Here is a 15061-nt window from a genome sequence, read left to right as displayed (position 1 = left end):
TTATTCACTCTCCTTTTTTACTTGTAATATAGTACTATTCCTCTTTATAACAATAACTTTTTCTCCAGCATCAATTGGATCATCTGCAATAGCTGTCCAGGTATCTCCATCCACCTTCACAATACCATTCGCTTCATTTGTAATCGCTTGCATAACAGTCCCTTTTTTACCAACCAGCATATCTACTGTATCAGTAAAACCTTTTGCTTCTCGAAAGTTTTTTGAAATTCTTTTCGTAAAGAAAGTCAATGTTAAACTTACAATCGCACCAGCAATAACTTGTAACAGTAGTGCATCAGGAGCAAACAAAGCAATTAGACCTCCGACAACAGCTCCAATTCCAAGCCAAAGCATATAAAACGTAATCGACAACATCTCTGCAATAAATAAAATACCAGCTATTATAAACCAAATTACCCAAGCAGCCATATACAACCCTCACTTTCTTTCTCATTTTCTATATGTATATGAAAAAAAGAATGGTTTATCCGCCCTTTCTTATACATGGGCGCTTACTACAAGCTATTGTACATATTCACTGTTATAATGAGTATTATTAAAATACTATATTAATATATTCTTCATTATACATGAAAATCCCTTTCAAAAAGTGACAAAAAATTAAATTCTTCCGAAAATTTAATTTTCAAATTATAATTATTCTAACTAGTGAAATATTTTTCAGAAAGTGGTGTGTTTATTTGCATAATCGCTCATTAACTTACTATTTAGGATCAAAAATATGCATTACTCTCGCTGACATCGTATACATCATGATTATTACAACTCATATGTATATCACAACTAAATCAGCTACATTAACTGCTCTGTTTCCATTACTTCAAGTCATAACTACTCTTATAGCGAATACATCTGCACCACTTATAATGAATCGTTTTCCATCTTATTCATTACTTTTTACACTACAATGGACAAAAACTGCTCTATTATTTTTATTAATGATATTATTCCCAGCCCTGTCCACAAACGTTGTAGCACTATTCATTTTCATTTTTTTCATTTCATTATGTAGCGGCTGGAGCGCACCATTATTATACAGTATCCTGCCTCGCCTTACACGAAAAGAAAAATTAGTAAAAGTAAATAGTATTTTTTCCTTTTCCACACAAATTGCGCAAGCCGCTGCTTATTCATTTACAAGTGTTATTGTTCTTCTTATCGGTGCCACTTCTACACTTATGATGAATAACATATTGATGATTTTTGGATGTGTTGCACTACACGCTTCATTACGTTCCATACATACTGAACGAGTAATAGAGCCTTCTTCTTCAAAAGGAGCTGCTTTATTGGAAGGTTGGAAACTCTTATTTCAGAATCCTTCTCTCCGTACCGTTACATGTATGGACTTAATTGAAACTTTCGCAGGGACGATATGGATCGGTGCTATTACAATGGCGTATGTAACGACTGTTCTTCATAAAGGAGAAGAATGGTGGGGATATATTAATACAAGTTATTATGTTGGGACGCTAATTGGCGGGATATTAGCGTGGAAAATGAGTACATACATTCAAAACAATTTAATACGTTCCATGGCGATAGGCTCTTTTATGTTCAGTATTCTTACATTTTTATATGGTATGACAAGTAGCGGGTTCATTGCGCTTTTTCTATGCGTTCTAATGGGTCCATGTTATCAAATTAGAGATATTTCTCAAACGACAGTGCTACAATCAAGTGTCGCTCCTACTTTATTATCAAAAATGTATACAGCTCATGGCGCACTCCTCTCGACAGCTTCTGGTCTTTCTATGCTTAGTGTTGGAATTATTACCGATTTGTTTGGTGTTCGTACGATTTATATCATCGCTGCTTTTCTTATTTTATGTTCTGCTTGTTTATCTTTTAGCCTATTAAAATATCATAAAACAGATCAGAAAGATATTTCAATGTAATCAACAAAGTAAAAAGGACAGGAACTCCTGTCCTTTTTACTTTATTCTATTTATGACAAACTCGGAATTTTTCTATGTTCTGTCGCTTGTTCAAAAGCATATGCCAGTTTAATCAAGGTCCCCTCAGAAAAAGCAGTGCTTGTAAGAGTAATTCCAAACGGTCTTCCGTTATCCATATATCCCGCTGGTATCGCTATAGATGGATATCCTGCTTTCGCACATATAGTGGAGCCGATATAGGAAGGGAATAAAATCGCATCAAGATTATATTTTTTCAGTGTAAAGTCAATACCTTGTTCTTGCGAAAAATATATATCTTCTAATCTTGCGTTTATATATTCAGGATTCCTTAACGTATTGGGAAAATCTTTTCTTCCTTCTAACTTAGTTTGCCCATATTTCAATGCTCTTTCCGCTATGTTCTCGTTAAACTCCATTAACTCCGCAATAGAATGCACTGGAATAGTAGAAGGTAATTTAGAAAGATAGTTATCTAAACTATGCTTTAGTTCATAAAGCGGTACTCCCCAGCTCCATTCTCTATGAAAAGACGGAATATCAATATTTTCTAATACTGTCACTCCCTCACTACGCAATACTTCAATTGTTTCCTTAAACAATGTTTCATCATACTCACCAGATTCATAATAATCTTTTGGCGCATTGCTATATACACCAATCTTTGCTCCATGTAAGCCATTAACATCAAGATATTTTGTATAATCATGTTCTGCTATACCTTCACTTTTATGAGTAGCTACATCTTTCTCATCTACTCCAGTTAAACTCCCTAGCAAAATAGCGGCATCTGTTACTGTTCTAGCAAATGGACCTGCTGTATCTTGCGAATACGTAAACGGAATAATGCCTCTACGACTAATTAAACCGACAGTCGGTTTAATACCGACTACAGAGTTTTGAACTGCTGGACTTAATATAGAAGCATCTGTTTCCGTTCCAACAGATACTACTGTAAAGTTAGCGGCAACTGCTATCGCAGATCCTGTACTTGAACCACCAACAAACATATCATCCTCACCCGTACCGTAAGGGTTTATTGTTTGCCCACCTCTTGCACTATATCCAGCCCACATGTCAAAAGACATTGCATTTGCTAATTCTGTCATATTTGTTTTTCCTATTATTACTGCTCCCGCTTCTCTTAGTTTCGTAACGAGAAATGCATCATCACTACTAATATTTTGTTCCAAGGCAATCGTACCTGCACTTGTATGCATGGAATCATTCGTTTCAATATTGTCCTTAAGTAACACAGGTATACCATGTAATGGACCTCTTACACCTTTTATCTTTCTTTCATAATCTAACGCTTCTGCAATAAAGATTGCATCCGGGTTGATTTCTAAAATAGAATTAATTTTTGGTCCATCTTGATCATATTTTGCGATTCTATGAAGATAATACATAACTAATTCTTTTGAAGTTAATTGCCCAGCTTCCATCGCTGCTTGTATTTCATGAATTGTTAATTCTTTTTGTAATTGTGTATTGAACTGAATCTCCATCGTCATTCTCCTTCTGTAAAGTGAAACTTTAATCAGTGGGGGTTTTCTTCATCCCCACTGATTATTAGTTGAACCAATCGGACTTTTATGGGCAGTTGATCCCCCACCTAAATTCTTTGCTTTCGCTGCATTTTGAGGTGGGGGTCTTACTGCCTATTAAAGTGGGATAAAGCCTTTTATTGATATCATGTATCTTATTACTTGTTCATTTTCTCCGCTCCTCGTATATACAAATACAATCCCTTTAAAAGAATTCAACTTACCGATGTAAAAACCTTTTATTTCCTGAAAAATAAAAAAAGTCTGAAACGAATAAACTTCCGCTTCAGACTCTTTTATTACTTTACATATACCTCATCTAACAAATGTAAAAACTCCCCTTGTTTCCCGGCTAATTCAGGGCATTTTGCAATATCAATCCATTCGTAGCAAAATACTAAACCTTCATCTTCCTCACCAGCACTTACAATATGTTCCCAATCATCTTTTACATCTGTTAGTAACGTTACATGGAAGAAATGGCGCTTTTGATATTCTTTTTTGTCTTTCACAAGTATGATGTAATCGGCTAGGAATCTTTCTATGCATAAATGGCGTAATCCAGATTCTTCTTGTACTTCACGTAAAAGTGCTGCTTCTAACGTTTCCCCTTCGTCAACTGTTCCCCCTGGTATTTGTATACCAGCTTCAGGTATATCACGATGTTTAAAAACAAGCAGTTGCATAACTCCTTCTTTTTCTCTTGTTACATATGCGTGTACTTTTTTCTTATATAACACCGTCATAATCCTTCTCTCCCCTCAATTGTTCACTGCGTTACTTCTTCAAGTGTCAGTTGATTTTCATATAAATATGTAGCTTGTGGATTTCCCACATACCTCACATGCCATGGTTCATATCGATAGCCTGTAAGCGATTCTTTCTCTTTTGTATATCGAATGACAAAACCAAATTTATGGGCATTTTCAGAAAGCCACTGCCCTTCTTTCGTTTCGCCAAAAATTGTCTCTAATTGAAACTTAGCAGATTGAGATGTAATATCCATAGCTAGTCCAGTTTGATGTTCACTTGTTCCAGGAACTGCGCTAGACATCGCTGTTTTTGCTTCTCCATCTTGTTTTTTATACATCGTATTTAACGCTTTTTGTCGATCAAAAGATCTAAATCCAGAAACCGCAAAAAGAAAAGCGCCCTCCTTATCAGCTTGCTGAAACATTTCTTCAAGCGCCCCTGCTGCCTCTTTTCTCATTTTTTTCTTTTCTTGATCACCTTCACTTGAGTAACGCACTTTCGGAATAACTAAATCTGGCGGTCTATATCCATCTGGTAAACGCCTATTTTTATTCACAAGCACAAGCATCGAATTTGGATTACTAATTACCGCAATATCTCCATCCATATTCGCAATCGTTTCTTTCGCTTTTGGAAATATGTTATTTACATTTACCTCACGCGCCTGCTTATCCTTATACATTTTATAATTGATTCCTGCTACTCCAACAATGAGTATCATCGCTACGATACCAAGTAGTGTCCATCTTTTTTTCATATAACGACCTCTTATTTTAATAATTTGGCCATTTCATACTCATCGATGTTGTCTCCATCGATAATAAGAGCAGCTCTTTTGACACCTTCTTTCTCAAATCCAGCTTTTGTATATAGTGCCTGAGCTCTTGTATTGTGGGCCATTACCGTTAATTCTAAACGCCATACATCATGTAATCTTGCCCACTTCTCAGCCTCTTTAAACAATCTCGTCCCAATACCTCGCCCGCTATACTCTTGCAAAATACCAATTACAATACTTGCTACATGTCTTTTTCTTTGAATATGATTTCCATTCACTAAAATAAACCCTACAATTCTCTCATCTTCAACTGCTACCAATATCGTTGCATACTTATTTTCTATAAAGCGATGAATCATCTGTTCTTGTTGCTCGGCTGTAAATTTTCTTTCTCCTGGTTCATATAGCATAAATTTCGTTTCTTCATCCAGTTGCCTACTTAATTGCAAAAATGGTGCTGCATCTTCTATTTTGATCTCCCTAATCACTTCAATCACCCTATCAGTTTCATAATAAAAAGTTTTCCTTGTAAAAAGATTTTCTCTACTTTTCCAAAAATACCTTTGTAAATCTCCCAGTATAATTTGACAAATTTCGATATTACTATAACAACGACAAAATATGTCTATTCTGTGACGTCTCATCATGACAAAAAAACGTAAGTATTACACTCACGTTTTTTCAAACTCTTCCATTCATTTATGTTTCACTTTATCCATTCACTTTTTCTGCTTGCCAGAAATATTCACCAAATGCTTTAGCAAGGGCATCAATCGATCGGTTTAGTTCTTCCTCTGTATTATCTACACCACCAACTTCAATTAATATCGCTTGCCCTGATAAGTCTTGATTGTAGACACCATTTCCTGTTTGAAATCCTTTTTGAATGACACCACGACTCACACCTGGATACTTCTTACTAATCGCCTCATGTAAAGCCGTTGCTAATTGCAAGTTTTTTTCATAGTTTTTGTTTCCTTTCCCTACTACAAATGCAAGCTTTGCATATGATTTATCGCCAATTGTTTTTGTCGTAACATTCTTCCGAGCACTATCACGGTGTAAGTCGAAAAAGTACTGCAGTTCTTTATTACCAGTCATTGCTTCTTGTACAATTTCCCGTGACATTTTGTAAGAACTATTACTATTTAACCCTTTACTAATCAACTTTTGACCGATATCTGTCTTGTCGTTAGTAGCTCCGATCCCTTCGCTTGCTAATTGTTCACGAAATCGATCGCCAACTATTGAAATATTCGTGACAGAACTGGTCGCTTTATTCGGATTGGGATCGTTCGCTAAATTTAATAACGGCAAATAAGATTCCCAACTATGCGAATGATAAATAAACGCAACTTGTCTTTTTCCTGTCGTTTGAGCCGGTTGCTTTTTCTCTTTGTTCGTATCTGGCTTTTGAGCCTGTCCACCTTCACCAGTCCGTTCTTTTACTACTTCTTCAAGCGGAACACTCGACTCTATCGGTAAGTTAGAATAATTTGTCCCTTCACCCGCAATTACAATTTCTGTATCGTACTTTCCAAAACCAGGTAGCTCTTTGCCGACAAAACTGCGTACATCGTTAAAACGAATATTCGTAGCCATCGAAAAGAGAAAAGAAGAAATCGAAAAATCTTGATTTAAATTTCGATACTCCTGTGTAAAATAATGATTCTCTTTCCCAAGAACGTACATGTAACCATTCATTGATAGCTCATTTAACCAATTATATAAATACGTTGACTTTGTCTCTTTCATAGAAGTTACCATCATACTAATAAGAAAAAAAGTCGCTAGTACTGTAGCAATAATAAATAAAACTAACTTACGTGCACTTGTGAATTTCACATAAAAAAAGCCTCGATTCATACTATCACCCTCTCTATTCCAAGTTATGTACAAGCTCTAGAGAATAGACCGTCTAAATTCCGGCTATATTGTTTATGAGGTGAAATGAATTGAAGCTACTAATAGGAACATTACCCGTTGTACTATCATTTATTTTTTATTGGCTTGCTAAACATCCTACAATCCGTGTTGCTTTACATATTTCAGCGTACTTAGCACTTTATGTACTCGGTACAATTATTTCTATTAATATATACGATGTTTTAATACAAAATTTAGTTTTCATGACAAGCATTCATGGTATTTTACTAAATCCATTTTTTCTTATATCAGGAGCGTATATAGGGATATACACTTTATACTTACTTTTGTCTTACATGATTATAAATATGAAACATGGAGCGTAATGAAATGCGACCACCGTTCATCTGTCATATATGTAAAAAAAGAATTGCGCGAAAGAAAGATCTTATTACTGCCACATCGTACTTCCGCTTATATTTATTTCACGATGATTGTTTTAAACGACAGCAAGTGTTCATCTTACGATTTATCCCTGTAAATACACTATTTAATTTCTTTCTTATTATATATGGACTTATTTTTGGCAGCATTCTTATGATTACAGAACCATCTATTATTTGGGTTATTTTCTTATTTCCCATTTTATATCGGTTTCTTTCCTATTATTATGTTGAACGTTTTTTCTCTACATAACGCGCAGACTGTCCTCTCGGAATACTTAAACATTCCCACTCATTTTCTTTTAACATTTTACCGATGTAAATAATCTGTCCAATATGCAAAGCGTAATGAGAAATTTGTCTTTCAATTGCTTGCATAACAGTCTGTGCCTCACCGCGAATATATACCGTCTGTAATAAATGTTCCGGCGTTAGGACATTCATCGTTTTAAAAACATATTCCCATCCTTCATTCCATGCTGTGAGAACCTCTTCCTTAGAATGATAGCCACCTTCAAATTCAGCATCTCGGTTACGATCTATTTTTTCACCATCAGACGTTAAAAAATCCGTCCATCTAGAACGCATATTACCGTGCAGATGCTTAATTATGATTGCTATGCTATTTGTTTCTTCATGAGAAGACCATTCAATCTGTTCATACGATAATTGCGAAAGTACCCTCTCTCCTTGCTTCTTTGTTGCTTTAAAATTTGAAATGATACATTGTAAATATTCTCGTCCAATATCCATGTTCCCCCGCCTTTACACTAACTAATTTTCGTTCCATTTGGTAATTCCATATTTGGCTGCAGTAATACAACATCACCAGCTTCAGGGACACCTCCTAAAACAAGTACTTCTGATTTAAATCCAGCTACACGTTTTGGCGGAAAATTTACAACAGCAGCGATTTGCTGACCGATTAAATCTTCTGGGGTATATCTCTTCGTAATTTGAGCACTTGACTGCTTAACCCCAAGCTCTCCAAAATCAATTTTCAGTTTAATCGCTGGAACTCTCGCTTCTTTAAATTCCTCTGCATGTATTACAGTTCCAATTCTTACATCCAAAGTTAAAAAATCTTCAAAATTAGCCATTTTATCATTCCTCCCATTTATTACTTAGACAAAATACAAAAATCCCCTTTTAAAAAAAGAAAGGCGCCTAAGCACCTTTCTTTTGTAGTTCACTTGATTCATTTGATTTATAGAAGAAGAAACCGAGAATCCCGCCAATACATGATGGGATTAACCATCCTATTCCTTCATTATATAATGGTAACATTTGTAGTACGTTAGAAATCGCGTCAATTTTAATTTTCGCACTTTCTAAACCGTTAAAGAAACTAATTAACAATGCACCTAAAATCGCTCCAATATAAATGGTATTACGCTTCCCAATCCATTTATGGAAGTAAGAAAGTACAATTAATACAATTGCAACTGGATAAATGATCATTAACACTGGTAAAGTAACTGCGATTAATTGTGTTAAACCTAGGTTAGATACAATTAAACTAAACACACATACCATCGTTACAATCGTTTTATGCGAAAGTTTTGGGAATAAGTTTGTAAAGAAGCCCGCACAAGCTGATGTTAATCCAACAGAAGTTGTTAAACAAGCAAGTATAATAACAAGTCCTAATAAAACTTTACCACTTGTTCCATATAACTCATTTACAACATTCGTTAAAATAAGCCCACCATTCTCTGATACACCAAGTGATGTACTCGTTGAACCAAGATAAGCAAGTGATAAATAGATTAACGTTAAACCAAGTACAGCAATAATACCTGATACTACTGTTATTTTTGCAACTTCACTACTCTCTTTTATCCCTTTAGAGCGGATAACTTGTACAACGACAATTCCAAATACGAGCGCACTAATTGCATCCATCGTTAAATATCCTTGTATAAATCCACCAAAGAAAGCATTTTCTTGATATGCCGCTAGCGGCGCAGCTGGTTCTCCAATTGGATCAATAATTGCCTTTCCGACAATTACAGCAACAATTAATACTAACAATGGTGTAAGAAATTTTCCAAACCAATCCACTAATTTAGATGGATTTAATGATAAATACCACGTTATTCCGAAGAAAACTATCGTGAATAGAAACAACATGTACCACTCTGAAACCATTGCTTCTGATAAAAATGGCTTCATACCCATTTCAAATGAAACGGCTCCCGTACGCGGAATCGCGAAAAATGGTCCAATCGCTAAATAACTAATCAATGGAAAAATAAACGCAAATATAGGGTGAACTCTAGAAGATAGCGCTTTCAAGTCCCCCTCTACAAACGCGACAGCTGTTACAGCTAAAAGGGGTAATCCGACTCCCGTTACAAGGAATCCAATTGTAGCAACCCAAACATTCTCTCCAGCTTGTTGCCCTAAAACTGGTGGGAAAATTAAATTTCCTGCTCCTAAAAATAGTGCAAATAACATTAAACCAATTGCTACCGTATCACCTGGCCTTAAACGTCCCTTCATACTTTTCATTTGCATAGCACTTTTTCATTGTTTATCTCTATTTTCACAATATGCTATGCATCCTCCTCTCTGCTCATGATGATAAAATATGCCCCTTACAAAGCAGTGTCTTTCTCCATAATTTCTCCATTCCCCTTATTTTTACTCTAATTATCAATTTTTGATTTTTTTGAATTTTTAAATCATTAGAGTGGTATTGCGCGGAGTATAGTTGTCAGACCTCTTTGTTTTTATCACACATATAGTAACATATTTAGTTGAAAAATAAAAACATATTTTCAAATTGACTTTTTTGAAAATCCAAATTATCTACATTTTTTATTCTTTTGCACAAATATTGTTACAATCTCACCATTTACCCTATCATTATTTTCAAATAACTTTATGCACGTAACATAGCAAAAAAGCCATCCAACATAATTAGATGGCTTTTGCATGTTACTCTATCGTTTCAACTTCACGTGGATTTTTCATCTCTTCCACATACACAACTCTAAATCCGTGATCTTCTAAATCTGTCAATAACGTATCTAGTTCACCGTCGTTAAACTCTTCTCCTAATGTAAACATAATTCTACGAACTAATAAGGCATCATTATCAAAAGTCATTAAACTTTGGATACCTGTATATTTTTTTAATACTGTCGATAATTTTTGAATGGCCCCATTATAATCTTGTGTTCCAATCATGACAGAATATTTACTAGAATGAACGCCCCAAGCATCTTCTAACAACTCAAAAACTTTTTTATGCGTTAAAATTCCAAGGAAAACTCCTTTTTCATCAACCACTGATAAATAAGGTAATTTTTTTATTGTAAAAAATACTTTAAAGAATGAAGAATCTTCTCTAACATATCCTTCTTTGTCGTTTAATAATTGTACTACACTCTCCTCCAGCGAACCTTTATATTCTAAAATATCTACTTTATATATATTCCCTAAATATTTCTCTTTTTTTTCATCTAAAACTGGTACACAACGATAGCCAGTTTTATTTAAATGCTTCAGCGCTTCCCCTATTGTAATTGAACTTGAGCAAAACAGAACTTCCCTTTTCGGCACATAATTCCCTTTAATCCTCATAAACAGCCTCCTTATGTTAAAATACTTTCTGTGCCATAACTATATTATATTTTCAGAAAAAAATAAATAATTTATTTTACTTTTCTGAAAATTATTCATTTTCTTGTCATAATTTATTCACGTTTCATTCACTTATACCCCCTACAATACTAAACTTCTTTAAGAAAAATATATTGTAACTTACACAGAAAAAAGCTAAAATAAGAATAAGAATTTTCTGAATATTCTAAGAGTAGGTGATTACATGTCTTTATTGCGCTCACATATATGTAAATTTATTGTCGGTGTTCTCATTATTTTTATTATTAGTCCTATTCCTGCTTTATTCATTACACATAAATACTCATACATAACTGGCTTTATAAGCATTTTTCATAACTTCGCACAACTTTCTTCTATGACAATTCCAAAGATTGATTGGATGCACGAATCTATCTTTTTCTCAGCAAATCAGATGGTTCATACTTCGAATCATTCAACACCGTTATTCCCTTACATATGGGAAATATATTTCGTATCGATTGTTCGTTTTACCTTTACTCTTGCGATTGGATTCTTCATCAGTTTAGGGATCGGTCATTTATTTTTTAAAGCACCTCATTCGGTAAAGAAGTTCACTTCTTTATTAAGATGGATACCGTACTCTTTTTGTACCGTATTATTACAATGCTCAGTCTTATTTCTACTCCTATACATCGCAAAATTTATAAAACTTCCCTACTACTCATCTTTCATCATCGTCTGTAGTACTTCCATGATTATCGTTATGCAAGCAATGAAAAAGTGGGTTCCTTTCTTAAGTAATAGAAATGAATATGAAATAAAACAATCTTCTTTCCTTGTAGATACATTGTTTTTGGCGCTTACTTCGAATCATAAATCTATTCTAGGTTCCATTATTCTTTCATTCGTTTTTATGGAATGCGTTTTTCACGCAAGCGGACTATTACAATTTATCGTTCAATTCGGCGGAAATGCACCTGTAATTGTCACAATTAGCTTACTGCTTTTGTATATCCCGTATTGCATACTCTCTTTCCTTCAAACGCTATGGACGACAAATCACGTTAAACAACAATCATACGCTTTAACGAGAAGTATTCCAAAACCTTAATTTGAAATAACCCTCTAGAATCTGAAAGTGGAGGGTTATTCCTTTTGTATAGCGGACAAAATAACAGCAAATTCAAAAGCTAGTGCAGAAACATACTAATATTTACCCTTTTTCTTTGACTATTCTTTTCGTTTGGATTTATTATAAAAGTATAACATAATTGCAGGAGGTGACATCTTTATTCCAAACTATGGAATAGAGAACACACTTGGACATATTAAATATTTTTCTCATCTTTATACTCATCCTTATTTCAGGCTTTTTCGTTGCATCAGAATTCGCTGTTGTAAAAGTACGAAAAAGTCGAATTGACCAGCTTGCAAATGAAGGCAATAAACAAGCTTTAGCTGCAAGAAGTGTCCTATCTAATTTAGATGTTTATTTATCAGCTTGTCAGCTCGGGATTACGATTACTTCTTTAGGGCTTGGTTGGCTTGGTGAACCAACTGTGGAACATTTACTACGACCGCTCTTTGAAAAGATTAATATTACTGGAACAATGGCGAATACTTTATCCTTTATTATTGCTTTTAGTTTTATTACATTTTTCCATGTTGTATTAGGTGAATTAGTTCCAAAGTCTTTCGCCATTCAAAAAGCAGAAGCAATCACACTTAAGTTTGCACGACCACTTATTTTATTTGATAAAATTATGTATCCATTCATTTGGTTACTTAATAGTGCGGCTATCTTTTTCACAAAACTACTCGGATTAGAGCCTGCGAAAGAAAACGAACTTGCCCATTCTGAAGAGGAACTACGACTTATTTTAGGCGAAAGTTTTAAAAGCGGTGAAATAAACCAAACCGAATATAAATATGTGAATAATATTTTTGAATTTGACGACCGAGTTGCAAAAGAAATTATGGTCCCTCGTACAGAAATGATTTGCTTATCTACTGAAAATACGTTAGAAGAAAATATGAATATCGTCGCAACTGAAAAGTTTACACGCTATCCTATCATCGAAAAAGATAAAGATGATATTATCGGTATGATCAATACGAAAGAAGTATTTCACGATCAAACGAAAGGCATCCATAAGCCACTTGAATCTTACATACATCCAGTACTAACTGTATTTGAAACTGTTCCAATTCGCAAAACACTCGTACATCTACAAAAGAATCGTGTTCAGATGGCAATCGTTATGGATGAATATGGTGGTACTGCTGGACTTTTAACAATGGAAGATATTCTTGAAGAAATCATTGGAGAAATTCAAGATGAGTTTGATGCAGATGAATCACCTATGATTGAAAAACGTACGCCGAAGCTTACTGTTTTAGACGGGAAGGTGCTCATTTCTGAAGTAAATGATATGTTTGGCCTACATATTGATGATAGCGATTTAGATACAATTGGGGGCTGGTTCCTCTCTCAAGCAGTGGACTTAAATATTGAGGCTGGTTATTTCATTGAATTTGCCGGTTTTCAATTTAAAGCACTAGAACTTGATGGACATCAAGTGAAAAAAATTGCGGTACATAAATTAGACACGAAGAAGGAGTTATAAAGTGACAGCATTATTAACAATCTGTATTATTGCCTGTTTCATTGTTTCATTTCTCGCCTTTATTTACCCTATCATTCCAGGCATCCTTGCTGTATGGGCTGGATATTTCATTTACCATTTTGGTATAAATGGCGGAGAACTAACAACTTCCTTTTGGATTATTCAAGTCATTTTCACACTTTTCATTTTCGTTGCTGATTTTATCGCAAATGGATATTTCCTAAAGAAATACGGGAGTTCTAAATGGGGCGAACGTGTCGGTATGATTTCTATCATTGTCGGCTCTTTCTTCTTCCCACCATTCGGTTTAATTATCATACCGTTCTTATCGGTATTTATAACAGAACTCATGCATAAAAAAGCACCAAAAGATGCCTTTCTAGTAGGAGTTGCTACTGTAGTTGGTTTTTTAAGCAGTACAGTAGCAAAAGCCATTCTACAAATCATTATGATTATCATATTTGTATGTTATATCATCTTTTAACCATCCCAATTTCGGGATGGTTTTTTAATAGGAAATTCCGACTCGACTATTCTCATATTTGTTTTCACTACATAGATTCCACGTAAATTGCGCTGTATCACCAACTGTTATTTTCGCTCCACCTTCTGGTAATACATCTTTTTCAGTTCGATATACCCCTGTCACATCACCGTCTATTAAATGCGTCGGACAAACGACCGTCCAACATAAATTACTACGACTAAGCATCTTATATGCAGCTAAATGATCTTCTGCTGCTGTTGTTGTCTTCCTTTTTGATTCAGTTGATTGAAAACGATATAAATTTAAATTTGTTCTCGCTTGTAAAATACCAGCTGTTCCTATTGTAATGATTTTATGAACTCCTTCTTCTTTCATTTGCTTTATAATTTGCGGCATACTCTTCGCTAATGTCCCATTTTGATCCGTACCAAGTGCACTAATTACTATATCGCTTCCTTCTATCGCTTTCTTTATATCATTTTCATTCCATACATTACCTTCTATAACTCGTAACCTTTCATGATTTATTTCTATTTTATTTACATCACGCGCTAATGCAGTCACTTCAGCTGAATCCTTTAATGCTAATTTTATTATGTTTGAACCTACTCGCCCAGTTGCTCCCAATATACATACTTTCATTTGTTTTCCCCCTTTTCATTCTTTCTCTATTTTTCAATAATCTCACTCAATTTACAACAAAAAAGCTTCCTCATATTTAGGAGGAAGCTCTATTATTATTATTTTATTTCTTTTCTTTAGAATCCGTAGACTTCTCAGTTCCACTTGTTTCTTTATCCTTTTTGTCCTCTTGTTGTGTTGTTGTATCGTCTTCTTTCTTCTTGTCCTCACCTTTACTACAACCTACCATTAATAAAGAACTTGCAAGTGCCATAGCAGTTAATGATTTAACCCATTTGTTCATTTGCGTTTCCTCCTTTAGATAGAATATGTACAACCCCATATTACTCTCTATTTTTAAAGGAAAGATTGAAAAATAGTAAATAAACGGTAAATTTTTGTAAATTT

The 15061-nt window shown here is 34.5% G+C and carries 18 protein-coding genes; 6 read left to right on the top strand and 12 right to left on the bottom strand.

Annotated features, from left to right (window positions below; all coding sequences use genetic code 11):
* Positions 1-429, bottom strand: a complete 429-nt coding sequence (locus ACHZK0_RS10245; protein ID WP_262743603.1) for an NfeD family protein — start codon at positions 427-429, stop codon at positions 1-3.
* A gap of 272 nt (positions 430-701) precedes the next feature.
* On the opposite strand from ACHZK0_RS10245, the gene ACHZK0_RS10240 reads away from it, so the two are divergent.
* On the top strand, positions 702-1919 hold the full coding sequence (locus ACHZK0_RS10240; protein WP_262742149.1) for an MFS transporter: 1218 nt from the start codon (positions 702-704) through the stop codon (positions 1917-1919).
* 50 nt (positions 1920-1969) lie between these two features.
* Here the strand turns inward: ACHZK0_RS10240 and ACHZK0_RS10235 are convergent, their stop codons facing one another.
* From ACHZK0_RS10235 to spoIIP, 5 genes are all read right to left on the bottom strand, one after another.
* Positions 1970-3445 carry an amidase family protein gene (locus ACHZK0_RS10235; protein ID WP_395761505.1) on the bottom strand — a complete coding sequence of 492 codons (1476 nt, stop codon included), beginning with the start codon at positions 3443-3445 and terminating at the stop codon, positions 1970-1972.
* A gap of 338 nt (positions 3446-3783) precedes the next feature.
* Positions 3784-4230: an NUDIX hydrolase gene (locus ACHZK0_RS10230; protein ID WP_061676422.1), complete on the bottom strand. Its 447-nt coding sequence runs from the start codon at positions 4228-4230 to the stop codon at positions 3784-3786.
* Between the two features lie 23 nt (positions 4231-4253).
* Positions 4254-4994, bottom strand: a complete 741-nt coding sequence (locus ACHZK0_RS10225) for a M15 family metallopeptidase (protein WP_132131900.1) — start codon at positions 4992-4994, stop codon at positions 4254-4256.
* An 11-nt stretch (positions 4995-5005) separates the two neighbouring features.
* Positions 5006-5503 carry a GNAT family N-acetyltransferase gene (locus ACHZK0_RS10220; RefSeq protein ID WP_270341159.1) on the bottom strand — a complete coding sequence of 166 codons (498 nt, stop codon included), beginning with the start codon at positions 5501-5503 and terminating at the stop codon, positions 5006-5008.
* A gap of 223 nt (positions 5504-5726) precedes the next feature.
* The gene (spoIIP, locus tag ACHZK0_RS10215; protein ID WP_262742152.1) at positions 5727-6881 is read right to left on the bottom strand and encodes a stage II sporulation protein SpoIIP; all 1155 of its coding nucleotides are present in this window, start codon (positions 6879-6881) and stop codon (positions 5727-5729) included.
* 89 nt (positions 6882-6970) lie between these two features.
* Between spoIIP and ACHZK0_RS10210 the strand changes: the two genes are divergently transcribed.
* Complete coding sequence (locus ACHZK0_RS10210) at positions 6971-7267, top strand: hypothetical protein (RefSeq protein ID WP_262742153.1); 297 nt, start codon at positions 6971-6973, stop codon at positions 7265-7267.
* Positions 7268-7271: 4 nt separating this feature from the next.
* Complete coding sequence (locus tag ACHZK0_RS10205) at positions 7272-7577, top strand: permease (protein ID WP_395761504.1); 306 nt, start codon at positions 7272-7274, stop codon at positions 7575-7577.
* On the opposite strand, the gene ACHZK0_RS10200 is transcribed toward ACHZK0_RS10205, so the two are convergent.
* From ACHZK0_RS10200 to cbpA, 4 genes are all read right to left on the bottom strand, one after another.
* Complete coding sequence (locus tag ACHZK0_RS10200) at positions 7550-8077, bottom strand: DUF1572 domain-containing protein (protein ID WP_262742156.1); 528 nt, start codon at positions 8075-8077, stop codon at positions 7550-7552. The genes ACHZK0_RS10205 and ACHZK0_RS10200 overlap by 28 nt on opposite strands.
* Before the next feature lie 17 nt (positions 8078-8094).
* The gene (gene csaA / locus ACHZK0_RS10195) at positions 8095-8424 is read right to left on the bottom strand and encodes a chaperone CsaA (RefSeq protein ID WP_071721684.1); all 330 of its coding nucleotides are present in this window, start codon (positions 8422-8424) and stop codon (positions 8095-8097) included.
* 67 nt (positions 8425-8491) lie between these two features.
* On the bottom strand, positions 8492-9829 hold the full coding sequence (brnQ4, locus tag ACHZK0_RS10190; RefSeq protein ID WP_395761703.1) for a branched-chain amino acid transport system II carrier protein BrnQ4: 1338 nt from the start codon (positions 9827-9829) through the stop codon (positions 8492-8494).
* 438 nt (positions 9830-10267) lie between these two features.
* On the bottom strand, positions 10268-10915 hold the full coding sequence (gene cbpA, locus ACHZK0_RS10185; protein WP_395761503.1) for a cyclic di-AMP binding protein CbpA: 648 nt from the start codon (positions 10913-10915) through the stop codon (positions 10268-10270).
* A 244-nt stretch (positions 10916-11159) separates the two neighbouring features.
* Here cbpA and ACHZK0_RS10180 point away from each other — a divergent pair, with 244 nt between their 5' ends.
* The 3 genes from ACHZK0_RS10180 to ACHZK0_RS10170 all read left to right on the top strand — a co-directional run bounded on the left by ACHZK0_RS10180 (position 11160) and on the right by ACHZK0_RS10170 (position 14029).
* Positions 11160-12029, top strand: coding sequence for a hypothetical protein (locus ACHZK0_RS10180; RefSeq protein ID WP_395761502.1), 870 nt, complete (start codon positions 11160-11162; stop codon positions 12027-12029).
* A 208-nt stretch (positions 12030-12237) separates the two neighbouring features.
* On the top strand, positions 12238-13545 hold the full coding sequence (locus ACHZK0_RS10175; RefSeq protein WP_061676432.1) for a hemolysin family protein: 1308 nt from the start codon (positions 12238-12240) through the stop codon (positions 13543-13545).
* 1 nt (position 13546) lies between these two features.
* Positions 13547-14029 (top strand): DUF456 domain-containing protein, encoded by a 483-nt coding sequence (locus ACHZK0_RS10170; protein ID WP_073518583.1) that lies wholly within the window; start codon positions 13547-13549, stop codon positions 14027-14029.
* Positions 14030-14053: 24 nt separating this feature from the next.
* On the opposite strand, the gene ACHZK0_RS10165 is transcribed toward ACHZK0_RS10170, so the two are convergent.
* On the bottom strand, positions 14054-14674 hold the full coding sequence (locus ACHZK0_RS10165; RefSeq protein ID WP_395761501.1) for an NAD(P)-dependent oxidoreductase: 621 nt from the start codon (positions 14672-14674) through the stop codon (positions 14054-14056).
* A gap of 103 nt (positions 14675-14777) precedes the next feature.
* Positions 14778-14957, bottom strand: coding sequence for a hypothetical protein (locus tag ACHZK0_RS10160; protein ID WP_001045960.1), 180 nt, complete (start codon positions 14955-14957; stop codon positions 14778-14780).
* Between the last annotated feature and the right edge of the window lie 104 nt (positions 14958-15061).

The sequence above is a fragment of the Bacillus sp. 3G2 genome (assembly GCF_044324725.1).
In the GTDB taxonomy this organism is placed as follows: domain Bacteria; phylum Bacillota; class Bacilli; order Bacillales; family Bacillaceae_G; genus Bacillus_A; species Bacillus_A mobilis.
Note: the sequence above shows the minus strand (reverse complement) of the source record. Positions and strands in the feature narration are given on the sequence as shown.